Source organism: Bacillus sp. DE0042 (genome assembly GCF_007680225.1).
Classification (GTDB): Bacteria; Bacillota; Bacilli; order Bacillales; family Bacillaceae_G; genus Bacillus_A; species Bacillus_A wiedmannii.
In genome coordinates, this window is record NZ_VEJP01000004.1 from 357261 (window position 1) to 379683 (window position 22423).

The 22423-nt window shown below is 33.9% G+C and carries 21 protein-coding genes and 1 pseudogene; 17 read left to right on the forward strand and 5 right to left on the reverse strand.

Going from position 1 to position 22423, the window contains the following annotated elements; translation table 11 throughout:
- Positions 1-569: 569 nt before the first annotated feature.
- Positions 570-1562: a helix-turn-helix domain-containing protein gene (locus FS802_RS18180; RefSeq protein WP_098654323.1), complete on the reverse strand. Its 993-nt coding sequence runs from the start codon at positions 1560-1562 to the stop codon at positions 570-572.
- Positions 1563-1963: 401 nt separating this feature from the next.
- On the opposite strand from FS802_RS18180, the gene FS802_RS18185 reads away from it, so the two are divergent.
- The 5 genes from FS802_RS18185 (at position 1964) to FS802_RS18210 (ending at position 8491) form a co-directional block, all read left to right on the forward strand.
- On the forward strand, positions 1964-3136 hold the full coding sequence (locus tag FS802_RS18185; RefSeq protein ID WP_098654324.1) for a tyrosine-type recombinase/integrase: 1173 nt from the start codon (positions 1964-1966) through the stop codon (positions 3134-3136).
- 703 nt (positions 3137-3839) lie between these two features.
- The gene (gene fic, locus FS802_RS18195) at positions 3840-4448 is read left to right on the forward strand and encodes a protein adenylyltransferase Fic (protein WP_098654325.1); all 609 of its coding nucleotides are present in this window, start codon (positions 3840-3842) and stop codon (positions 4446-4448) included.
- A gap of 851 nt (positions 4449-5299) precedes the next feature.
- Complete coding sequence (sdaAB, locus tag FS802_RS18200) at positions 5300-5998, forward strand: L-serine ammonia-lyase, iron-sulfur-dependent subunit beta (RefSeq protein WP_098654326.1); 699 nt, start codon at positions 5300-5302, stop codon at positions 5996-5998.
- A 21-nt stretch (positions 5999-6019) separates the two neighbouring features.
- Positions 6020-6898 carry an L-serine ammonia-lyase, iron-sulfur-dependent, subunit alpha gene (sdaAA, locus tag FS802_RS18205; protein ID WP_098823199.1) on the forward strand — a complete coding sequence of 293 codons (879 nt, stop codon included), beginning with the start codon at positions 6020-6022 and terminating at the stop codon, positions 6896-6898.
- 273 nt (positions 6899-7171) lie between these two features.
- Positions 7172-8491: an aromatic amino acid transport family protein gene (locus FS802_RS18210; RefSeq protein ID WP_098654328.1), complete on the forward strand. Its 1320-nt coding sequence runs from the start codon at positions 7172-7174 to the stop codon at positions 8489-8491.
- Between the two features lie 441 nt (positions 8492-8932).
- Here FS802_RS18210 and FS802_RS18215 read toward each other — a convergent pair whose 3' ends face one another.
- On the reverse strand, positions 8933-10246 hold the full coding sequence (locus FS802_RS18215) for a condensation protein (RefSeq protein ID WP_098654329.1): 1314 nt from the start codon (positions 10244-10246) through the stop codon (positions 8933-8935).
- Between the two features lie 566 nt (positions 10247-10812).
- Here FS802_RS18215 and FS802_RS18220 point away from each other — a divergent pair.
- The 7 genes and pseudogenes from FS802_RS18220 to FS802_RS18250 all read left to right on the forward strand — a co-directional run bounded on the left by FS802_RS18220 (position 10813) and on the right by FS802_RS18250 (position 16158).
- On the forward strand, positions 10813-11214 hold the full coding sequence (locus tag FS802_RS18220; RefSeq protein WP_144525322.1) for a BlaI/MecI/CopY family transcriptional regulator: 402 nt from the start codon (positions 10813-10815) through the stop codon (positions 11212-11214).
- Positions 11214-13121 (forward strand): M56 family metallopeptidase, encoded by a 1908-nt coding sequence (locus tag FS802_RS18225; protein ID WP_144525323.1) that lies wholly within the window; start codon positions 11214-11216, stop codon positions 13119-13121. Before FS802_RS18220 ends, FS802_RS18225 begins: the two co-directional genes overlap by 1 nt.
- 248 nt (positions 13122-13369) lie before the next feature.
- Complete coding sequence (locus tag FS802_RS18230) at positions 13370-13792, forward strand: organic hydroperoxide resistance protein (RefSeq protein ID WP_053513985.1); 423 nt, start codon at positions 13370-13372, stop codon at positions 13790-13792.
- Between the two features lie 98 nt (positions 13793-13890).
- Entirely contained in the window at positions 13891-14157 is a 267-nt protein-coding gene (locus FS802_RS18235) for a VOC family protein (RefSeq protein WP_222129164.1), read from the forward strand.
- A 37-nt stretch (positions 14158-14194) separates the two neighbouring features.
- A pseudogene (locus FS802_RS18240) lies at positions 14195-14692 on the forward strand (aspartate/glutamate racemase family protein); the annotation flags it as partial.
- A 324-nt stretch (positions 14693-15016) separates the two neighbouring features.
- On the forward strand, positions 15017-15556 hold the full coding sequence (locus FS802_RS18245) for a GNAT family N-acetyltransferase (protein WP_097820511.1): 540 nt from the start codon (positions 15017-15019) through the stop codon (positions 15554-15556).
- Between the two features lie 86 nt (positions 15557-15642).
- Positions 15643-16158, forward strand: a complete 516-nt coding sequence (locus FS802_RS18250; protein WP_086406224.1) for a GNAT family N-acetyltransferase — start codon at positions 15643-15645, stop codon at positions 16156-16158.
- 312 nt (positions 16159-16470) lie between these two features.
- On the opposite strand, the gene FS802_RS18255 is transcribed toward FS802_RS18250, so the two are convergent.
- Positions 16471-17208, reverse strand: coding sequence for an alpha/beta hydrolase (locus FS802_RS18255; protein ID WP_098681632.1), 738 nt, complete (start codon positions 17206-17208; stop codon positions 16471-16473).
- 107 nt (positions 17209-17315) lie between these two features.
- Positions 17316-18482, reverse strand: coding sequence for an oxalate decarboxylase family bicupin (locus FS802_RS18260; RefSeq protein ID WP_098708111.1), 1167 nt, complete (start codon positions 18480-18482; stop codon positions 17316-17318).
- A gap of 636 nt (positions 18483-19118) precedes the next feature.
- On the opposite strand from FS802_RS18260, the gene FS802_RS18265 reads away from it, so the two are divergent.
- Positions 19119-19301 (forward strand): hypothetical protein, encoded by a 183-nt coding sequence (locus FS802_RS18265; RefSeq protein ID WP_044741059.1) that lies wholly within the window; start codon positions 19119-19121, stop codon positions 19299-19301.
- 25 nt (positions 19302-19326) lie between these two features.
- A complete protein-coding gene (locus tag FS802_RS18270; RefSeq protein ID WP_098708110.1) occupies positions 19327-19845 on the forward strand; it encodes a DUF6141 family protein in 519 nt (172 codons plus the stop codon).
- A gap of 106 nt (positions 19846-19951) precedes the next feature.
- Here the strand turns inward: FS802_RS18270 and FS802_RS18275 are convergent, their stop codons facing one another.
- A complete protein-coding gene (locus FS802_RS18275) occupies positions 19952-20410 on the reverse strand; it encodes a YoqH family protein (RefSeq protein ID WP_098708109.1) in 459 nt (152 codons plus the stop codon).
- 201 nt (positions 20411-20611) lie between these two features.
- Between FS802_RS18275 and FS802_RS18280 the strand changes: the two genes are divergently transcribed.
- The 3 genes from FS802_RS18280 (at position 20612) to FS802_RS18290 (ending at position 22257) form a co-directional block, all read left to right on the forward strand.
- Positions 20612-20899, forward strand: a complete 288-nt coding sequence (locus FS802_RS18280) for a hypothetical protein (protein ID WP_098708108.1) — start codon at positions 20612-20614, stop codon at positions 20897-20899.
- Between the two features lie 167 nt (positions 20900-21066).
- Positions 21067-21675 carry a DUF3967 domain-containing protein gene (locus tag FS802_RS18285; RefSeq protein ID WP_098708107.1) on the forward strand — a complete coding sequence of 203 codons (609 nt, stop codon included), beginning with the start codon at positions 21067-21069 and terminating at the stop codon, positions 21673-21675.
- 198 nt (positions 21676-21873) lie between these two features.
- Complete coding sequence (locus tag FS802_RS18290; protein WP_144525325.1) at positions 21874-22257, forward strand: hypothetical protein; 384 nt, start codon at positions 21874-21876, stop codon at positions 22255-22257.
- The last annotated feature ends 166 nt before the right edge of the window (positions 22258-22423 follow it).

A 22423-nucleotide genomic window follows, 5' to 3' on the forward strand; every position in this document is an offset into this window, starting at 1 on the left:
AAATTTATTTAACATCCTGTATTTTACAGGTTATAAATGTAAATTACAATATCGTAATATAAAGAATAATTATGTAATTATGCATATTTAATATAAGGCACATGATAATAAATCTAAAACAGACATTATAGCAACAAATAAAGTCTAAAAATAATGTGAAATACAACTGAAAGGTCCTTATATTTAGTGATGATTGTAATAAATTATTTAATAGTCATGTGAATGTTAAATGAATCTATTTGCGAATCTATCTAAAAAAAGAATGGTGTATAGACTGGTTGCAAATGCAACTACCAATATTTTTTTGTGAGAGAGTACTTACTAGGAATTGCTCTTTTTATAATATTTGAACTATCCCCACTTGAAACAGTCCGTGAGCATTTTGAGTGGGGAGTAGTTTGACTAATTTAAGCTTTATTATTATAGCTGATGATTATTTCGGAATTTTGACAGTTATCACTTTTGTCATACTCAATGCAAGCTATGTGACCATTAGGGTGAAACAAAACGGTATCTATATTTTAAAATTAGAATCATATAGCCATTAAGGATGTTAACGTAAATAAAGTTCAAAATTTTTCAATATAAGACTTTACTGCTTGTAATAAAAACTCTTCTTGCCCCATACCAGATTCTGCAGCCATTTTAATTACTTTCTGTTTAAAGTCATGATCTGCATGAAAAGTTAATGGCTCTACTTTACTTTTAAAATAAATACCTTCAACATGGGGGAGTATTGAGCCTGACATCATATGTGAGTGTAAATACTTAATCTCTTCTTGGAATTGTAATGGCTCTACCTGTAAAACAAATGGTTTAATTTCCAACCTGATGGTATCTTGTGTAGAAGCCAATCGCATATTTGTGACACCAAGCTCTTTATAAAATAAATTTATTAGATTATAAGTAATAGAATTAAATAATTGAGGCTTTTTAAATGTAAAAGATAAATACCCTCGCTTCGTAATCACTTTGTGTTTTTTGAAGGGTTCAAGGGAATAATTATGTTCTTTATAAGCTGATAATGAAAAAATTTCTTCATCCTCTGTAAGAACCTTTCCATCGGATCCATTAATTTCTATTACCCTAGCTTTTTTTCCTGTATGTCGATGTATCAATAATTGATACAAATAAATGTCTGTATCTTGAATCTTAGTAATGAATGTTTTACGTTCTTTTGTTGTAGTTTTTTCGTAATTAAGCTGGAAATTTTTTAGTTCTTCTTCATTAATGACATATACTTGTTTACCCAGCTTTTCTACCATTGTGGCTGTTAATTTCCCGGATTTAATATATGTAAAGATTGTAGAGGGTGCTACGTTTAGAATTTCTGCTGCTTTTTTTGTACTTAATCCTTTTATTTCATCTTTATTCATTAACCGTTCAATATCTTCTAAATAGAATATTTTACTTCCGAATTGCTTCCAATTATCTTTATATACACATTCTATAAGACCTTCTTTTTCTTTCTTTAGAATGGTCTGAACGGTAACTCCCATTAAATCTGCTGCTTCTTTTGTTGTTACTGTAGGTTTTGTAATAAACAGTAAATCTTGTGTCATGAAAGTTTACCTCCTTATTTACTCTCTATAATTCATAAAGTATGTATATATCATATCAGATTCTTAATTAGATATAAAATAAGATTTAAATATAAAATAAAATATCATTATACCAATATGTTATAGTGAATTATAACTTTAATTTAATTTTATATAAAATTTAATGTTTATTTATATATAGATGTTTTATCAAATTGTATAAAATTATGATAAATGTTTATCTATTTGGTAAAAAATTATTAGAAATTATATGTATATCTAAATAGGGAAGAATATAGACTTATTACAGATATAAAATGATTATTAATTTCTATAATTGATGTAAGTGATTTGTAAATCATAGTATACTTAATAAATATAATAAAAATTAAAATCTATAGAAGAAGAGGTGATGTATAGGTATGGATGATAAAAATCAAAAAGGACTTTTACCTATTTTGAAAAATGAAAAAGAATTTACAGATACATATTTAGACAATATAAAAGATATAACTTCATTTATGTATAATAAGCGTTATATGAATGATATGGAACAAAAGATAGAGGTAGCAGAAAAAGAAGGAAAGGGAAAATATGAATTTCTAGGTGATCTTGAAGTGATATATCATTTTGTACATTTACAAAATGATATGGATGAAAACAAAAATAGAAAGGAGGATACAATAAAGAGTTATGTGTCTGAAATAATATCATTTTGCGAATGTATGGTACAGCATGCAGAAGAGTTTGAAGTGGATGGGGAAGAAGTTCAACGAAATACATCCTTATTAAAAACATTACAGCCTTGGCATATTCGTAAATTTAATTACTGGTTGAAAAATGTACAAAATGGTAGAGGCGGGAATACGTATGCTGTTGCAACATTGGCGAAGAAAACGGTATTGATTCGTTCTTTTTTAAAACATCTTCATGTATTTGGGTATATTGAAAAACCACTTCATGAAGAATTACAGCGTGCAAATGTAAATGAAAAAGATCGGCCAAATCGGGATTTATCCTATGAGGAAGTCATGAAAATATTAGGTTTTTATAAAGAAAGAGGACATTTAATAAACTATACAATAATACTTGCGTTAGCAAGTACTGGTGCGCGTATTCAGGAGTTGTGTACTGCAAGAGTAAAAGATTTACACTATGATGGAAAGTATTGGTTGAAGGTTAGGGGAAAAGGGGACAAAGTGCGTGAACTTTTCGTTTCAGAACATTTATACCAATGTATTTGTGAGGTGAGGAGAAGAAGAGGTTTCCAAACGGTATTGGAAAAAGGAGATGAGAGTCCGTTATTTATTAATCAAAGAGGAAGTGCATATAACTCTAAAACACTATCAAACCAGGTAACAGATATGATAAAAAAGACAAACTTAGAGTTCTTACAATATCGTGAAAATCCAGTAACCGCACATACATTTCGACATGCTTTTGCAATTATGGCAGTAGAACAAGGAAATGCAGATTTATATCATTTAATGCAAACACTCGGTCACGAAAATATTCAAACCACAAAAATATATTTAGAGAAGCATATGAAGCGTAAAAATAACGTTGGATCTGCTTTCGCTGATATGTTGATATGAATTTTATAATGATTATTACTGTATTTAATTATGTGTTTTTTACACAATTAAATACAGTTTATTTTCATTTTATTTTAATTAATATGAGTAACTTATCAAAATTAATTAATTGAATATTTAAAAATTTATATTCCTATGTAGATTTAGACGATAGTGGGAAATTAATCACGTACTATGTCCTAATTTTAATCATCAGGGTATTAAAATTAGGATACTGAGTTATTCATATTTGTATAAAAACATGTAAAATTCATTGTAACAATTGAGAATATGAAGCCTAATTAACTGAAATTAAAGTTTGTTTTTAGAATAATATGAATATACATTAATGTTAAGAAAATGAAAAAATAATTAAATATTCAGACTCTCTAATTTATCTTCTTCAAAGAAGATAAATATTTTGAAACGATAAAATCTAAAATTATATATTTGATATGGCCATAGACTAGGTCTTTGTCTCTAGCTTGTCTTTCGCTTAAATATATTACTAAGTCTCATATATAATATGCTTTTAGACGTGAAAGTGAGGAAGAGAATGGCATACAGCAAGGCGCAAAATGAAGCCACAAAAACTATAAAAAACGTAATCCAAAATAAGCGAAATACCCAAATTATAAAACTATGGTTAGAAGCTTCATCAAGAATATAGCCACACAAGGGGATTTGGTTATGCTAAAAGAATTAATGGCAGAAAAAGAGGAGAATGACCGTGCTAGAAAATGAATTAGGTATCAAAAATCAGTTGGAATTGAATCGGGTGGAAGAACGACTATCAAAAATAAAAGCCAAAGATTTATATGATTCAGGAGAAATAAACAACATAGAAGTTGGCACATTTAAAGGTCTTTCCGATATTCATAATTATCTATTTGAGGATATTTATTTCTTTGCTGGAAAGATTCGAAAGGTTAACCTAGCGAAGGGGAACTTTCGATTTGCTCCTGTTATGTATCTAAGTCATTCACTAGAACATATAAACGTTATGCCACAAACAACCTTTGATGAAATCGTTGAGAAGTATGTTGAAATGAATATTGCCCACCCTTTTAGAGAAGGAAATGGTAGGGCGACTAGAATATGGTTAGATTTAATCTTTAAGAATGAAATTCAACAGGTGATTGACTGGAATAGAATTGATAAAGAAGATTATTTACTGGCAATGGAACGCAGCCCGATTAAAGATATTGAAATTAGACATTTACTCCAAAGTGCACTAGTAGATAAAATTAATAGCCGTGAAGTATTCATGAGAGGCATTGATATTAGTTACTATTATGAGGGATATACCGAATATGATATAGAGGATTTATAAATAAACAAGGGCTGAAATAGCTCTTGTTTATTTGCGTTTTGAATAGAATTTTTCAAATGAAAACAGTATAAAACGGATTTCACTAGGGATCCCTATTGTTATTTGGAACTTATCTTTTATTTGCACCAAAACCGGCACAATACTGTGCAGTTATAAGAAGAATAAATTAAATTTAAAGTAGTGAATACTGCTAAATTATTACTTTATGTTTAGATTCACAAAAAAGAAGTTCCGCTTTTCTGATAATAAATATTAATACGTAATAAATAATTAATATACGTAAATTGTTTTATATTTCATTCATGTATTCCTTTCCAACTACGTGGATCATTTAATGCAACAGCTTACATGTCCAAAATAAGATGTTCCAACAAAGGACAATATAAATATCTTTATAAGGATTTTTCAATATAATCATTGTGTTAATGAAAGGAATGCTGTGTTATTTTTACTTTTCTATTAACTAATACAGCTTCAAACAAAGGACATAATTGCTACATGCTGAGTGTAATTTATTACCCATTCAAGATTCTGTTTATTCAATCTTTCTAAAAATAAAAAAACATTGAACTCATAAATATACAAGTTATAATGAGGGCGTCGAGAGATAGTTTATTACCTCTAGATAAAATATCAATCCTAGTATTGGTACAAAATTTCTAAAGGCCTTACAAGTAATTTTCTTAAATTGGACATATTAATACGATTACTCTATAAAGGATGTGTGATCAGAAAGGAAATTTATTCAACATTAAAAGAAAGCGCTATCAATATAATCTTATTTTGAATTAATTATTCTAATAACGTAGATTCAACTGCAATTAAAAATCATAAATCATGGGGGTGCTTATATGAACATAAATGTGGCATCTATTAAAGAAAAAAAGGTTATTAAATACAAAAGTTGTTTTGATGTGATTGGTCCGGTAATGATAGGTCCTTCGAGTTCTCATACTGCAGGGGCTTTGGCTATTGGAACAGTTGCCAATAAATTATTTCAAGGTCTTCCAAAAAAAGTCGTGGTAAGGTATTATGAATCATTTGCTGAAACCCATAAAGGGCATGGAACGGATTTTGCGATTATTGCTGGGATATTAGGATTTGCAGCCGATGACAGCAAAGTCCCAGATGCTATTAAAATAGCAGAATCTAAAGGAATCGATATTACCTTTATTGAAAAAGCGGGTGATAGTCCAGCTGATCATCCAAATACGGCAGATGTATATTTAGAGGATGAAAGTCGAAGTATTAGAACGATGGGTATCTCTGTCGGCGGTGGATTAATTGAAATCAAACATGTCGAAATTGACGGATTTAGTTTAGATTTGCAGGGGCCATTGCCAGTTATTATTGCAATTTCCGAAAAAGCTGACTTTGAATTTGTTTTACGTAGGATTTTTAAACAATATGATGTGGAAATTAATAACTTTCATAGTTTAGAAGGAAATAGGAAATATTTATATGCATTCGCATTGGATTCGCTATTGCCTAGTAATGTCCAGGAGGAATTAGGAAGTTTAAGTAATATAGCTAATCTGATTATTCTTTAGTTACATGAAGGAGTGACAAAAATGTATATGGCCATAAAAGAAATTGTGGAGACAGCTAATAAAAGCCAAAAGCCAATTTATGAATTAGCAATTGAACAGGAAATAGAACAAACTAAATCTACTTATGGAGAAGTTTGGAGTAAAATGGAACGAAATTTGGCGACTATGAAAAATGCTATAAAAAAAAGTATTGAGGGCGATGGGGTATTTTCTCCAACTGGTTTAACTGGAGGTGATGCTGTTAAAATTAAAAACTATCGAGAAAATAGGAAAACTCTTTCTGGAGATTTGATGGTGTTAGGGATTCAAAGTGCTATCGGTGTTAATGAAGTAAATGCTGCATTAGGAGCTATTTGTGCAACTCCAACAGCAGGTGCGAGTGGGACGATTCCGGGAGTCCTATTTAGTATTAAAGATACGTTGGAGTTTAGTCATGAAGATATGATTCATTTTCTATTCACATCAGCGTTATTTGGAACGATAGTAGCAAACAACGCTTGTATTTCAGGAGCGTACGGAGGATGTCAAGCTGAAGTAGGTAGTGCCTCAGCGATGGCGGCTGCTGCTGCGGTAGAAGCTGCGGGTGGGACGCCACAGCAATCTTCTGAAGCTTTTTCGATTGCATTACAAAATTTACTCGGTTTAGTTTGTGATCCGGTCGCGGGTTTGGTAGAAATTCCTTGTGTAAAGAGAAACGCCATTGGAACGGCAAATGCTTTAGCAGCAGCGGACATCGCATTAGCCGGAGTAAACAATCTCATCAATGCTGACGAAGTTATTGAAGCCATGTATAGAGTTGGAAGACAGATGCCTCGCGAACTAAGAGAGACAGGTTTAGGTGGTATTGCGGCTACACCTACAGGGATTGCCATTAAAAATAAAATCTTTGGGGAGAAATAATCTAATCAATGAACAATTACCGGGTATATTGTTTACCTTAGGATGTCTGTATATTGGGGGAATTACTAATGAAATATACTATATAATTGAAACGTTTTGAAAGCGACAACAACCTAGTCAGGTTAATGCTTCACTAATTTTTTGATTTGGACTAATTGAGAAGAAAGATATACGATGTAGCGCATTTTATAAGCAATTCATTTTTCAAGAACGGTCTATATTCCGATGCCTTAAATAGAGAAGTAAGAATAGGACACTAGGAGGAATTATTATATGAATGGGAATACTGCAAAAAACATAGAATTTCAAGTTGATAATACTGCAGTGAAAAATGAGAAATATCTAGACCCTAAAAAGTGGCATAAACAGGATACTACCTGGGCATTGAGTCTATTTGGAACAGCAATTGGAGCAGGTGTACTCTTCTTACCTATTAATGCAGGTTCAGGTGGTTTATTATCATTGCTGATAATTACCATACTTGCATATCCGGTTATGTATTACTCACATAGGGCGCTTGCTAAAATGATATACGCTTCGAATTCTGCCGACGAGGGGATTACAGGAACAATAAGAGAGTATTTCGGTAATAAAGCAAGTATCATTTTTAACATCGTATATTTCGTCTCAATTTATACGATCGTGCTGATGTATTCGGTTGCACTTACAAATACTGCAAGTAGTTTTATTGTGCATCAATTACACATGCCAGAGCCTCCAAGGGCCATTTTATCACTTGTATTAGTACTCGGTCTTATCACTATACTGAATTTTGGTCAAGATATTACTGTAAAGATAATGAGCATGTTAGTATATCCTTTCATTGCTTCTCTACTTTTTATTGCAATATCTTTAATTCCACAATGGAATACTTCAATGCTAAGTTTTTCAAGTGTTTCTACTGCTTCAACTGGAACAGGATATTTTGGAATGATTTGGATGATACTTCCAATCATAGTATTCTCGTTTAATCATTCTCCTATGATTTCGTCATTTGTTATGAAACAGAGAGCTACGTATGGAATAGACGCTACTGATGCCAAGTGTGCTCAAATACAAAAAGTTTGTTATATCATGACATTCGTTGTTGTTATGTTCTTTGTGTGGAGCAGTACTTTAAGTTTGACTCCAGATGATCTTAAAGTGGCAAAAGAACAGAACTTGTCAATCCTATCATATCTTGCTAATGAGCTTAATTCACCAGTAATCACTATTGCGGCTCCGATCATTGCATTTGTGGCAATTACAAAGTCTTTCCTTGGCCATTATATAGGAGCGTATGAGGTAATGCGTGACATGATTATCAAGTCCGGTAAAAAACGTGGGAAAGATATAGGAGAGAAAACAGTTAAGACAATGATTCTTACTTTTGTCATATTAACATGCTGGTATGTTGCTTATACAAATCCAAGTATTCTTGGAATCATTGATGCTCTTAGCGGTCCGTTAGTCGCTGCTATCTTATGTCTATTACCGATGTATGCGATTCGTAAAGTACCAGTACTAGCAAAATACAGAGGGAAAATGAGTAATGTATTTGTAATTGTTATAGGAATACTGACTGTTCTAGCAAGTATTAAGTCATTATTCTAATTAACTATTGTTCGTTCGGATGCAAAAATAGTAGGATATGAAAAGAGAATAAAAGACTTTAGCGGAACTGAATTATATATTGTTAAACCATAGAGTTTATAATTTTGGACAAACTATTCAACTTGGATAGTTTGTCCTTTTTTAATTATATGCATAACTTCTATTGCAGCATTTTTTTAAAAAGCTGTTTGTAATGATTTTAATCCAAGCATATGAGGGCACCGAACCATGTGCATCAAGCTAATATTTTGAAGTATCTCACATCTGTTTTATTAGGTTAATGGGAACGGGCCGGTACCCCATGTATGGCGAACAACTAAACTGGCTTCCTTTCATCCTATGTCCGAAGACAGTTCATCTCTCACATACTCACTTCGCATTCCTTGAGGAAGGATTCTTCTTGGCTAAATTTAACTTATTGAGCTTAGGATGATACTCCCATTACAACTTTAATAGTTGATTGACCACACTTTCTAAAAATTGCTCTACCTTTTCTTTTGCAGTATCTGGCGAATGATAACCAATTGTAAATGTAAGTCTCCCATTGTAAGAGCTTGCACCCATTGTAAAGAATGGTGCATACATAATTGGTGATGTTATATACCCGTCCTGAGCTTGAACTTCACCAAACTTAATAGGTTCATCAGCTATCGATCCGAAATTAGTAAGTAACGGTAAAGCCATTCCCATTTGTAAAGCCAGTTCGTATTGCTGTTTATACATTTCCTTCACTTCAGATAGCTTTTTACTTGCCAGTAACTCCATTCCTGCAGCTGAAGAAAGACCTGGATTTTGAGATTTTATTGTAGCCATTGATTCTTTGACTCGAACTAGAGTTTGATTAAATGATTCATCATTTTCCATTTTAATCACTGGCATTTCCATCCCGGATAAGTTGCAAATTGAACGAGTTGTATGATTAGGGAGATATCGGCGTAAATCAATTGTTAAACCAATCATTTTTTCTGCGGTGCGAGGTTCTGCATACACAGCGAAATGTGATAAAGAGCGGAAGTATGCAGTCATGATGGCATCATTTAAGGTAGCTTGTTGTGCTTTTGTCCATTGGGTTAAACGTAGAGTTTGCTCATGGCTTAACCGTCGCACGGCCATTTTGGGATAAGTATTTTTATTAGGTTGAGATGGAAAAGACCATAATGCTGCTTGTTGTTCTTGGCTGGGACGATACGCACTTTTGATGTCTGTTATTCCAGTATATTCGAATACAGGGGATTGATCACGAAAACCGTCATTTTCTTCATTAAATCTCTTTATAATTTCATCCTTAGACCGCCCCAGAGAAAGTTGAGTATAAATCGCTCCCAGTAAATTAATATATTCCTTGACTCCAGCACCATCTGAACAAAGGTGAGATAATTTCACAACTAACATATTTGTTGAAGTACCTTGTAATAATTTTGTCTGAACCATTGGCCCCTGAATAGGATCTCCAGATTGCTTAATAAAATCTATTGCCATCGTTTCAAGATTTTGATCATTTCCTTCTGCAAAAAAACAAATTGGTGAGTTAGTACTAGATGAATGTTCCTCCCAGTAAGGTATATCACTTTCTACAAAACGGCTGTTTAAAACGGGCTGTAATTGTAACGTTATCCTTACTGATTGTTCAAGTACCTTTTTCGATATACCTATAGGAAAATAAAGAACGGCATTAATTTGTTGATTTGCGGAATAAAGACCTAGTATATAATTCATTCGATCTTGAGGTGTTACTGAATATTTCCTTTGTTCCATAATTTTCTCCCTCTTTTCAGGCTATTTTTGGTTACAAACTTGTTTTTCATAGGGTTGTAACTTTTTTCAAGGATTCAAAGTGTTGTCTTTTCAATTTTTTTAGTATTTCACTTATGAAGGTATGTTTTCCGTAATGATTCATGTTGTTATTGGTATTAACAGTATTCATCAATTATTTTTAGTTTTTGAACGATACAATAAACTAAATACATTTTTGTTTGGTTATACATAAACATTTTATATAAAAGTTTATATAAAATCCACTGAAATAATCGGATCATTTTTATCTTTTTTCGACAGTATCTCTCATCAATTTACTAGCGCTATCCCACCATTAAACAAATTAGGTAGGGAGTCTTCTGACATAAATATTTATGAAGGATCTACTTTCATGTCTCATTAGGAAGACACGAGAGTTTATACTTCTGTTAATTTATTGCGTTCTTATATTGGTAGGTATAGGAAAGGATTCCACAAATATAAAATAAGATTGACAACAAGAGATTACAAGTGTAATATTCAGTTGGAGATTACATTTGTAATCCAAAGAGGTGAAATATTAACTAATGAAAGAATTACCTAAAATTTCAGAAGCTGAATTAGAAATTATGAAAGTACTGTGGTCGAACTCTCCACAAACGGCAAATGAGGTAATTGAAGCGTTGGAGGTGAAAATGAATTGGAAACCCAAAACGATTCGGACGCTAATGAACCGATTAGTCCATAAAGAAGCAGTTGCTTATCATCAAGATAAAGGGCGTATGTATGCTTATTATCCTTTGGTATCGCAAGATAGTTATTTACAAGTGGAAACGAAATCTTTACTTAAACGTTTCTATGGTGCAGCATTTAAACCTTTGCTTGTAAATTTTTTGAAAGAAGAAAAGCTGTCTTCAGAAGATATTAACGAACTTAAACGTATTCTGGATGAGAAAACTGAGGAAAATCAGAGGAAGGATAGATTATAGTGATAGAAAAATTTATAAATATCTATCTACCTGCTTTTTTTGATTGGATGATTGAGACTTCCATTATGGCTAGTATATTAGTGGGCCTAATTTTGTGTATCAAGGTCTTGTTTAGAAATAAGTTAACGCCACGTTGGCAATATATGCTATGGATTATATTAATTATAAGACTTGTATTACCTTGGTCGCCAGATAGCTCCTATAGTATCTATTCTGTTCTTACATACAAGAAAGATGATGCATTCATTTCTAGCCGAAATCCTGTAGCTAATTTTCTTACAAAAGAACGTATGCAAGAATTAAAAGATGTAGACGATACAAAGGTTCTCACAAAAGAAGATACTTATACCTCAAATTCAACAAAAACTGCTCAGGCAAACAAGACACAAACAGGCATGAATGAAAAGCAGGATGATGAGACGATTCCATTCTATACAATCTGTATGTATTTTTGGCTTACTGGCGTTATCCTTCTAAGTGTTGCTACTTTTATAATGAACAGGCGTTTATTACTTTACATAAAAAAACAACCTGTTATTACAGACGAGAAGATTGTCCAGATTTTTGAAAAGTGTAAGCAATCTATGTCTATTCAACGGAATATCCCTCTATTTGTATCTGGAAAGGTTTCCAGTCCAACAGTGTTTGGATTTATTCGTCCCAAGTTGTTATTGTCAACTGTACATATAAAAATATTAGATGAGCAACAATTACGATATATTTTTTATCATGAATTAGCTCACATCAAACGAAGAGATGTCGGTGTGAACTGGCTTATGCATGGCTTACTAATTTTAAATTGGTTTAATCCAATTCTATGGTATGCCTACTCATGTATGCGGGAAGATCAAGAACTAGCATGTGATGCATTAGCTCTTACATGTATAAATTCAGAGGAACAAATTGCGTATGGACATACTATTATTAGCCTTTTGGAACATTACTCAGGTTATTATCAAGTACCGAGCGTGGCAAATTTTAGTAAAAACAAAAGAATGTTAAAAAGGAGAATTCTAATGATTAAAAAATTCAAAAAAAATTCGTATCGTTGGTCTGCGCTAGGAGTTGTAGCAGTGATTGTAGTATCCTCCGTATCCTTATTAAATGCCCGTGCCGATAAGCCGGCTAACCCTGAGAAACAACAAATAGAAGTGAAAAATAATATGAAAGAATTAAAAACACAAACCGATATTCCTATACAGCAAATTGTAGAAAAAATGATTGGTACAAAAGAACAAGCAGAAGCAGAATTTTTTGTTTCAGAAGGAGAATATAATACTCTACTTACAGAGTTTGGAGTGGCGAGGAATCTGTTTACGAAAGAAGAATTTGATCGATTCATTACTTTGGAAACAGAAGCACATATTTTAGGTAAAAAAGTAAGGTTAGTAGGAAGTCCTGAAAAATTAGACTCAGAAGAGCAAAAAAAATATGAGAAAAATAGTGAAGAACTCGGACCATTCAGACAGAAAATTTATTCACATTTTAGATTAACTAAAAAGGAAGCACAGGAATATCTTGATTTTCCAATTAAGACACCTACTTATGTAGTAACAGGGTATAAACTAACTGGAGAAGATGTTCAAACACCGATGACTACTGAAAAAATGAATCCCGATATTGTTTCTCAATATCAAAATGAAGATTCTAGTTATCTTGTGCATCAATCAGCCGTTGATGATCAGGGAGAAAACAAGGACGCGGCGAATAATGAAAAGATAACACATTATGAATTAGAAGGTACAAAAATAAATTTAATTGAAAGTCTCGATACAGAGGAAAAATATAAGGTAATGAAAATGATTGTTCCTGCAAAAGGAAAGAATAGTGCTTATCAAGTCATAATTCTTGCAGATAATTTAAGTAAACAAGAGTTAGAGAAAATTATGCTGTCCTTTTTAAAATAAAAATAGAGTCTCAGGATCCTGTTCCTGAGACTCTATTTTTATTTTCGTTTAAACGAAAATCCATGAACAAATGTTGAGTGTTACGCTATTTTAGATTCCATACATAATCACCGGTCAAAGTAATGTGTTGCCAACCTAACGGTGAAAAATGTTTAAAATGATAATTGACATTTCAAATTATATTGTTTAAAATTCAATTGTGCGCAATTGAATTTTGGGAAATTTAAAAAAGAAACGAGGAATGTAAAATGACAGCTTTATATACAGCAAGAGCAACAGCGGTAGGCGGCAGACATGGACGAGTAGTTTCTTCTGACAACGTATTAGATTTAGATCTTAAAACACCGAAAGAACTTGGAGGTTCAGGCGGATATGGGACAAATCCAGAACAATTATTCGCAGCTGGTTACTCCGCTTGCTTTGACTCGGCATTAAACCTTGTGATTCGTACAAAACGGGTAAAAGGTGTAACGGCAACAGCAGTATCCGCAAATGTTTCCATTTTAAAAAATGATGTAGGCAACGGATTTAAACTTGCAGTTGAACTTGAAGTAGAAATAGAAGGTGTAGATAAAGAAACAGGAAAGGAACTTGTAGAAGCAGCCCATCAAGTATGTCCATATTCTAATGCGACAAGAGGAAACATTGAGGTAACTTTAAAGATTGTATAAGAGGGACCGCCAGCAAAACGTAGATTTATACAAAAGCGTTGGGTTTTATAATTGTCCAAGAGTCACCAAATTTTCACAGACGTGCATTTAATACCTGGTTGAAGTTAGGTGCGTTTTATATCGAATTACAAAAGGGTAAGCAGGGGGAGGAGCTACCCGTAACCAATTCAAATAGTGAAGGGCTTGTCCATTTCTGTTTGTGGGTAGAAAATCTTCAGCAAGAGGTTGAACGATTAAAAGAATTGAACACCCATGTTGTTTTGAAAAATGGTGAGATTATATATCAAGTAGAAAATGGTCACTTATGTAAGTTAAAAGCGCCTGAAGGAACAATCGTTGAATTACGTGATAACAAAGGAATTTAAACTTTATAAACTTATATGAAAACGAGCTGAAAAGCAAATAAAAGCGGCTCGTAGACTTGAAAAAACAGATGTTGATTTTATTGCTATCCCATGTAATACGGCACATATCTATTTTAACCAAATTAAAAACTCAGTTTCAGTTCCCGTATTAAACATGATTGATGAAACAATAAAGGAAATACCAAAAAACTCAAAAAAGGTAGCTCTTTTAGCCACCAATCCAACGGTTCAGTCTGGAATATTTCAAGATGCTTTAGTGAGAGAAGGTTATGATTTCTTACATCAAGATCGTTGGCAAACCTGTGTGAATCAAATAATAGCAAAGATTAAACAAGGCCAAATTGATGAGTCCCTTCAATTATGGGATGAACTCTATTCAGAATTAGCTGAAACGATTGATACCGCTATCATTGCATGTACAGATTTAAATGTTATTACAGATAAAAAATCCAATGATATTTCCATTATTGACTCATCAACATGCCTCTCTCAAGCTATTGTACATAAATATTTATCATTAATGGACAGAGGTTAGTCTTTCCTATTAGATGATAGTTTTTTGTTCGTTATTTTTTTCCTAGCTGGCGCTTTAATGGAGCAATGTAAAAAGCCTAATTTCTTCGCATTAAATTGAGAAATTAGGCTTTTTAATATTGAAATTTCCTTAACGATGTAGAGCCGCACTTTTCTGACGCTACACTATATTCATCAACTTAAGAATTTTATAACGCCCCTAAAACAAAAAAATATACGGTATACGCCCTTTTTATTTAAATATAGGGCGGTTGAAACAGGGGTTCTCCAACTTTTAAAGAATTATTAATAATAACCTTAAAAAGGCATCAAGAGAGGTGAATTAATGAAGTTAAGAGTCGTTAAAAAAGAAGAATATAGTTTTATTGATGACTTTGTATACGAGATATTCAAAAATACTAACTATTCAAATGGAATAGCTGAAAAAGCTTTGGTGAGGGAAATCAGAGAAAAACCATTTTATATTCCTGAACTTGATTTAGTTGTTGAGGAAGAAGGGATTATTATAGGACACTTTATGCTTTCAAAACTTCCCATTAGTAATAGATTTGAAAATGAAATACTAATGTTATCACCTGTTTCAGTGGCAATTAATAAACAACGCCAGGGTATTGGTAAGTATATGTTGCAGGAAGGTATTAAATTTGCAACTAAAATGGGATATAAGGGAATTATTGTTGAGGGAGATTATCAATATTATCAACGCTTTGGATTTAGTACATCAACTGAATTCGGTATCTATGCGTCCAAGAAAAATCTTCCGCCTTCTGTGGAAAACTTAATGGCTATTGAGTTGTATGAAAATGGGCTGGAGAATATTTCAGGTGAAGTAGATTATTCGATTTATAATTCATTGCAACATTGACAGCTATATGAGAAACACTTGGCACGTTATCTCCCCTCTATAGGATTTTCCATGAAACTAGTATCTAAAAGAAAGGTGAACTTAATATGAAGCTTGAAACTAATAGACTGATTTTAAAAACCCTTGATCTTAATCTAATTGAGGCTGCGGCCCAGCGTGATATACAGGCAATCAAAGCAATGGGATACAAAACCAACGGTGAGTGGCCAGGTGCAGATTTTTTTGAAGCTTTACCCTACTTTCGGGAACTTCTGATTAAAAATAATGGAACTAAAGGATTTGACTCCTGGATCATTGTGGCGAAAGATACCAAAGAAATAGTTGGCGGCATTGGATTTTTTGGTAATCCCGATTTAGACGGTATGATTGAGATTGGCTTTGCTATTAATGAAAGTCAACGACGCAAAGGTTATTGTTTTGAAGCTGCCCAAAAATTATTAAACTGGGCCTCAAATCATGATGAGGTCAAATATATCACAGCCAGATGTGAACTTGATAATATCAATTCAGAAAATGTTTTGGTGAAATTAGGGTTCCAAATGGATCACAGAGATACAGAATTAATTTATTGGAAATATAGTAATAATGGACAAAACTTATAAGATTTGTCCATTATTACTATGGTTATATAACCAGAAATAATCAAACTTTATTTTAAAGCTACACTAAGGTTTTACACTATCTATAAAACGAAAAAAACGTTATCCTTTCCTATGATTCTACAGAAAGAATAGCGCGTTTTTTCATTTGAGGGCGCATTTCTTTTTCTTAGCTTGATAGCGATGGGGTACCGTCATCAAGCTAAAAAAGGGGCTCAATCGAAATTTGCACGTATCTCGATTGAACCCCACATTAAACGTAGATTTTTTTGTGATCGTTCAGTCTGGAGGGCTTCAAACCCTCGGTGTTGTTATTTATGGTCTGCCGGCTTCCACGAATTTCTTGGCGATCATTTTCGGTTCCCTGAAGAAGGTCGTAAAGTGGTCTCCGTTGCCTTCAATGTATCGGTAAAAACCGAGATGACTGGATTGATTCGTATGCCAAGCAAATGATCCGGGCGGAAGAGCGATATCTTCCGTCAGATTGAGATAGCTTTTCGGAATTTGTAGATTGTAGAACTTTTTCAAATTTAGCTTTTGAAATAAAGGCCCTGCAGGTTCCGGTATAATTTTGTGGTACATCGATGTCGCTTCTTCTAAGGTGGCTGTGTTTGTGAAGGCATCGCGGAACAGTAGAAATGGAAGCATGATCGTATTGTTACCTGAAGCATCGGTCAGTTGTTTGAATGTTTCTTGAAGAGGCGGCGGAAGTTGATCGTACAAGCTTTGTCCGTCTAGAGGAACAAATGCGTTAGAAAATACGAGACGGTCAATTCGATGCGGGATTTGCTGGGCTACTGTTGCGACAATCGTTCCGCCGAAGCTATGTCCGAGCAAAACGATATGTTTCAAACCTCTTTTCTCGATATATTCGATGACTGCATTCGTGATTTGCTCGTGAGTTACGTTATTGTCTGTCAGGACACCGTGACCTGGATATTCAGGCACATAAACCGAATGGCCAAGCTTGTGAAGCTCGGCAGCGACTCCATCAAATTGGCTGACGTCAGCCCAGGAACCATGAATAATGACGAAGGTCAATTTACGATACATATTTCATCGTCCTTTCTTTTATCAATACTTTTTGAAGCGAAGCTAGGGGGGAATATCTGATTTAGAATCCAGATGAATGAATAGTTAACAACGGAAAACACAATCTTCTATTTGACGACAGGCCATTTTTGTTTTCGCAGCACGTCCATCAGCTCGCTTCCTACATGCAAATTGTCCTGAACCAACTCATGCGGAGTTAATGCCATCCACTGATTCAACGACACATCAGCGAAGCGGTCACTCTTGAACATCTCTAGAAACCAAAGGCTTTCGCCACCGGTGTTTTCAATATAGTGTCCGAAAGCAAACGGTACGTATCCTACATCACCAGCACGGTAATTGAATGTGCGAGCATTACCATTACTTCCCATCACAGTCATACGACCCATACCTGTGAGGTAATATTGCCACTCATCGTTATTCGGGTGCCAATGCATTTCCCTCATTCCGCCGGGTTTAATTTCAACCAGTGCTGCTGCGATATTAGTTGAAATAGGGAAGTTAGAAGAATCAACTATTCGTACAGTTCCACCTGGGGTTACTATCGGCTTTTGTGAAAGTAGTTTATATGTAAAGCTCTCTGGCACAGTACCGTAAGGATCCGGTACTTTCTGGGTTTCCAGGGGTCCGGGTACCTGTTCTTGGAAAATATATCGTTGATGTGTTGGGATATGGGCAAAGGCGTTTTCCAATACACCAAAATTCTTCGCCAATACATCTTTTGGTGTGCGCGCGAACCAATCTGAGATAGATAGGGTGTTAAGATCCGAGAAATTGCCATCATCGAAAACAAGAAGAAACTCACAGCCTTCCTCTAGTCCTTGAATTGAATGTGGAATTCCCGGGGGGAAATACCATAAATCACCTGCCTCGACATCTGCTATAAAGTTCTGCCCATTCTGATCAACCACGGTAATACGTGCCCGACCTAAAATCATATAAGCCCACTCTACTTGTTGATGCCAGTGTAACTCTCGCACACCACCTGGTGTCAGACGCATATTAACGCCTGCAAGAGTTGTCGCAATTGGTAGTTCTCTTATTGTCACTTCCCGAGACCAACCGCCATGATTTAATTGCATATGTGTGTCGGAGAAAGAGAACTTTAAGTTAGGGATCAATCCCGCATCAGTGGCTGGCGGAACTAGCATATCAGGATTTTCAATATCCCGCATGACGTCCCGGGGGCCAAGATCGGTCGCACCAGCACCATCATCTCTTATAGGCTGCGGTATATTCCTATGCCCAGTTTTCTTCGTAGGTCGTGATTCCATAAAACATGCTCCTCTCTCCTTACAATCTGGTACTGTACTACCTTGATTATTGTTTTATGTACCATAATGTATATATGATTGCTTGTACCAATATATGATATAAGCATGTTTGGTATGCCAATATATAAAATATAGGGAGAAGCGAGGAAATGATGATATTTAACTTATTCATGCAAGGTTTACATAACGCATCATTATCAACAGTCAACGATGTATAAAATTTTCGTTATGGGGGGAATTAAAAATCTTAGGTTGATGGGCATGGGGTACCGCCAGCATTTTGGGAAAAAACCACGCTAAGAGCATTCAAGATTTTATACAGCTTTTTGGCTAATCCAATAACAAACAAGAACCCTAAAACCGCGCCAGGCTAGGAATGTATAAAAAAATGCATAGATCCATAGAACAAAAAAAGGAGGTTCCCTTGTGAGAGGAAGGGAACCTCCTTGTCCTTGCTACCGATAATGAGACGTTATGTTAACCGAGTGTGTATACAATATTCAACCGAAAACAAACAACATATCAACTCTCTCAAATGGTAAAATAGGGAAAAGGACATTCTGAATAATACCTTTAGAAACCACTATTTATCACATAGAGGTTTTCGAAAAAAAGTAGAGTAAAGGAGTGGGGGAAATGAAGTATATTAATGGATTGTACATATCACTTATATTGATGATGTTCATTAATTTACTTAATATTACAATGTTTGATAATAAATACTCAGGGATAACAATGTATCTTTCTTCCGTTATATTCATAATTGGAAGCGCATTTTTCGGAAGTGCAAAACGGCTTAAAATGAGTGAGAAAAAATAAACCATTTAGGAGGTAACAATCATTAATGAAACAAGAAGAACAAGTTATCTTTCGTGAGGTTCAGCGATCCCCAATTTGGGTATGGATACTCATATTGGGGATCGCCATACTGATGTGGTATGGATTTATTCAACAAATTATTCTTGATATCCCGTTTGGAAATAAACCAGCCCCTAATGGTGTATTAATTGTTATGTGGTTGTTTTTCGGGATTGCCTTTCCTGTATTAATGCTTGGAGTATTGAAACTGATCATTGAGGTCCGTGAAAAAGGTCTTTATGTTCGTTTTGTTCCTTTTCATTTTCAATATAAGCAGTACCTTTTCAAAAATATACATCATTATGAATGCATTACTTACAGTCCACTAAAAAGATTTGGAGGATGGGGAATTCGTTTTAACCTTAAAAATGAAAAAGCCTATAACATGAATGGAAATAAAGGTATAGAGTTAAAGTTGCAATATAACACAGTAGTAATCGGCACTCAAAAATCAGACGAATTAAAAAAAGCACTGGACTCAGTACAAAAGTATAATGAAAATTAAACTTCAACAAACGGGCACAATTCAAGAATTTCTACTAGGTATATCTACTTTGAAAACAACTTAAATTTACATAATTACCGTTATTGGAAGTTGTATGGATTTCTCTTCATTTACAGGCTTTGATACTGTTTGTTAAAACAGGTAATCCTAACTTCTCGGTCTTGGAATTGGATGGGCGTACTTGAATCTGTACCCCTTTCATTTCTGCTGTAATAATGTCAATTCTCCCGGCCCAAGTAGGACCATCATCTTCTTCAGAAGGATAGAGTCTGAATCGCCAACTAATTTTCTCTGGAATGAAGGCAAAACCTTCGTATGTATCATAATTACCCAAAGTGTTTGGGTTAGGTAGGTGTACACCCAGAATGCTTATGTTTGTTCGTGGAAAACTTGCTGTTAACTTCACTTTATAGACCAAAGCAACTCCTTTGGCATTTTTGTCTACTTTGTTGAGTGGATTTAGTATAACACTGCATGGTAGGGATGCCGATGTACTTGCTTGTGCCTGATACGGACTTACAACAATGGTCATACATATTACTACTGCTACGATAAACTGGCTCATAAGTTCCTCCAAAGGCTTTTTGGGTTAGTTTGCCTTTACAGAATTTAATTATGAAAGAGCATAGCGAGCGTGCCAAATTAAATGTATAGGATATTCATGTTAGGTTAACATAACGTCCTATTATCGGAATTTGTTTAAAAAATATAGACTTAACAATATGGTACTATATGGATATCAAATCTTTTTGAAAGAGGGATCATAATGATAAAAAGAGGACTCATTTCAGGAATACTCCTATTACTTATCGTATCTGTAGTAGCTTATTTTAGTTGGAATTGGAGCTACATTTATTATGTATGTGGGACTTTTGGATTAATTAGCATTGGGATAGCTTTAGCTTACTTCATTGATAGCTTAATTTTAGGTAATAAAGGAACTTTATTTTCGAAAAAGGAAACGCGTAAAATTGGTCGTATTGACCAATCAAAAGGTTTTTTAATAATGACTATTCCAAATCTTATAGCAGCACTAGTTTATATCGTTATTTAATGTATATTGTATACAAAATTAGTTAACATAACATAAAATTATCGGTAGCAAGTTGTTGCATAGTATCCTTGTATTTAAAGAGATTCTTCTTTTTTTGTCTGTTTATTTGGTATACAGGATTTTATATATCGTTGATATAGCGAATATATTTTTTGAGGTGAAACGCTATGAAGACGCTATATAGTCCTAGTGATGTGGCAGAGCAATTAGGTATCCAATCTAGCACATTACGTAAGTATGCTGATGTGCTGGAAAAAGAGGGTTATACTTTCATCAAAAATGAACGTGGGCATAGGAAGTATAGAGAAAGTGATGTAATGGTGTTTCGTAAGGTTATAAACCTAAAGAGCGACACAGACATGACATTAGAAAATGCTACAAAGCAAATAGTATCATGGCATCAAGGTGTTGAAGTGTTACCATTGGAGCGACATGAAGTTGAGCGCTATGAAGAACCTGATTTCAACGCTACACCGCTACAGGTGATGATTCAAGAACAAAAAGAAGTCATTGAAAAGCAAAATGAATTACTCCAGGAATTAACTAAACGATTAACAGAGCAAGATCAGCGATTTGCACAAAGAGAATTTGAATTATTGAGTGCTATACAATCGATACAGGATTCCCAAAAACTTATAGCGACGAATTCTAGTGAAGAGATTGCGAAGAATCAGGGACGAGATGAAATGCTTATGCAAACGATTAGAGAAGTTCAAGAAGTTAAGAAGATGATTGCGGCAAGTAATGATAAGAAATGGTTTGAATTTTGGAAGTAGGATTCTCTAAATATGGGGAGTCCTTTTTTATTATAAGTTAGTGAGTTTTAGTTATATGAACAATTTGAATGTATAAAGGCTTATTTTTTTGTTTTAGGCTTGCGTACATAGGTTTAAATCCATTCAACTTTATTTCTTTATCATACGGTATAAAAGTAATAATAAATATCGTTTGATAATGGATTGGAGAGTGAAAAAATGTACTACTACGAATATGATTTAACTAGACCAACAGGTTCAAGTTCTCAACATTATGTCCCGGAAAAAAAAATATTAGACCTTTTAAATAATTGTAAAGGCCAATATGTTAGAACAAGTATTTCTGGAATAGGAATTGTAGCTGCTCGACTACTTGGCTATGATAGTTCTACGGGAATGGTTGAATTGGATATTGCATATCCGTGGGATATTGCTGGATATACGGAGGTTAATTTGATTGACCTTGTAACAATTACTTGTATAGGATGGGAGTTACCTCCACAATATCAGCAGCATCAATATCAACAACATCATCATGGATCAACCCATGGGAGACAATGGATTTGGACAAATCAATATGGATGGATTCAAGTTCCGTATTAATATAAAAATTATAAACACACATGTTTAGTCACGTATATATAAGCATGTGTGTTTAAACTTTTTTTAGATTAAATAATTTAAGTACATATAATAGTTTTTTATAAAGTTAAGAAATTTATCTCTATAATTGGTGAAAGAGATAAAAAATGATAATTTAAATACTTTA

Bases quoted from the DNA above. Each gene is read 5' to 3' on its own strand.
- FS802_RS18180 (WP_098654323.1), bottom strand. From the start codon at position 1,562: ATGACACAAGATTTACTGTTTATTACAAAACCTACAGTAACAACAAAA.
- FS802_RS18185 (WP_098654324.1), top strand. From the start codon at position 1,964: ATGGATGATAAAAATCAAAAAGGACTTTTACCTATTTTGAAAAATGAA.
- fic (WP_098654325.1), top strand. From the start codon at position 3,840: ATGACCGTGCTAGAAAATGAATTAGGTATCAAAAATCAGTTGGAATTG.
- sdaAB (WP_098654326.1), top strand. From the start codon at position 5,300: ATGAACATAAATGTGGCATCTATTAAAGAAAAAAAGGTTATTAAATAC.
- sdaAA (WP_098823199.1), top strand. From the start codon at position 6,020: ATGTATATGGCCATAAAAGAAATTGTGGAGACAGCTAATAAAAGCCAA.
- FS802_RS18210 (WP_098654328.1), top strand. From the start codon at position 7,172: ATGAATGGGAATACTGCAAAAAACATAGAATTTCAAGTTGATAATACT.
- FS802_RS18215 (WP_098654329.1), bottom strand. From the start codon at position 10,246: ATGGAACAAAGGAAATATTCAGTAACACCTCAAGATCGAATGAATTAT.
- FS802_RS18220 (WP_144525322.1), top strand. From the start codon at position 10,813: ATGAAAGAATTACCTAAAATTTCAGAAGCTGAATTAGAAATTATGAAA.
- FS802_RS18230 (WP_053513985.1), top strand. From the start codon at position 13,370: ATGACAGCTTTATATACAGCAAGAGCAACAGCGGTAGGCGGCAGACAT.
- FS802_RS18245 (WP_097820511.1), top strand. From the start codon at position 15,017: ATGAAGTTAAGAGTCGTTAAAAAAGAAGAATATAGTTTTATTGATGAC.
- FS802_RS18250 (WP_086406224.1), top strand. From the start codon at position 15,643: ATGAAGCTTGAAACTAATAGACTGATTTTAAAAACCCTTGATCTTAAT.
- FS802_RS18255 (WP_098681632.1), bottom strand. From the start codon at position 17,208: ATGTATCGTAAATTGACCTTCGTCATTATTCATGGTTCCTGGGCTGAC.
- FS802_RS18260 (WP_098708111.1), bottom strand. From the start codon at position 18,482: ATGGAATCACGACCTACGAAGAAAACTGGGCATAGGAATATACCGCAG.
- FS802_RS18265 (WP_044741059.1), top strand. From the start codon at position 19,119: ATGAAGTATATTAATGGATTGTACATATCACTTATATTGATGATGTTC.
- FS802_RS18270 (WP_098708110.1), top strand. From the start codon at position 19,327: ATGAAACAAGAAGAACAAGTTATCTTTCGTGAGGTTCAGCGATCCCCA.
- FS802_RS18275 (WP_098708109.1), bottom strand. From the start codon at position 20,410: ATGAGCCAGTTTATCGTAGCAGTAGTAATATGTATGACCATTGTTGTA.
- FS802_RS18280 (WP_098708108.1), top strand. From the start codon at position 20,612: ATGATAAAAAGAGGACTCATTTCAGGAATACTCCTATTACTTATCGTA.
- FS802_RS18285 (WP_098708107.1), top strand. From the start codon at position 21,067: ATGAAGACGCTATATAGTCCTAGTGATGTGGCAGAGCAATTAGGTATC.
- FS802_RS18290 (WP_144525325.1), top strand. From the start codon at position 21,874: ATGTACTACTACGAATATGATTTAACTAGACCAACAGGTTCAAGTTCT.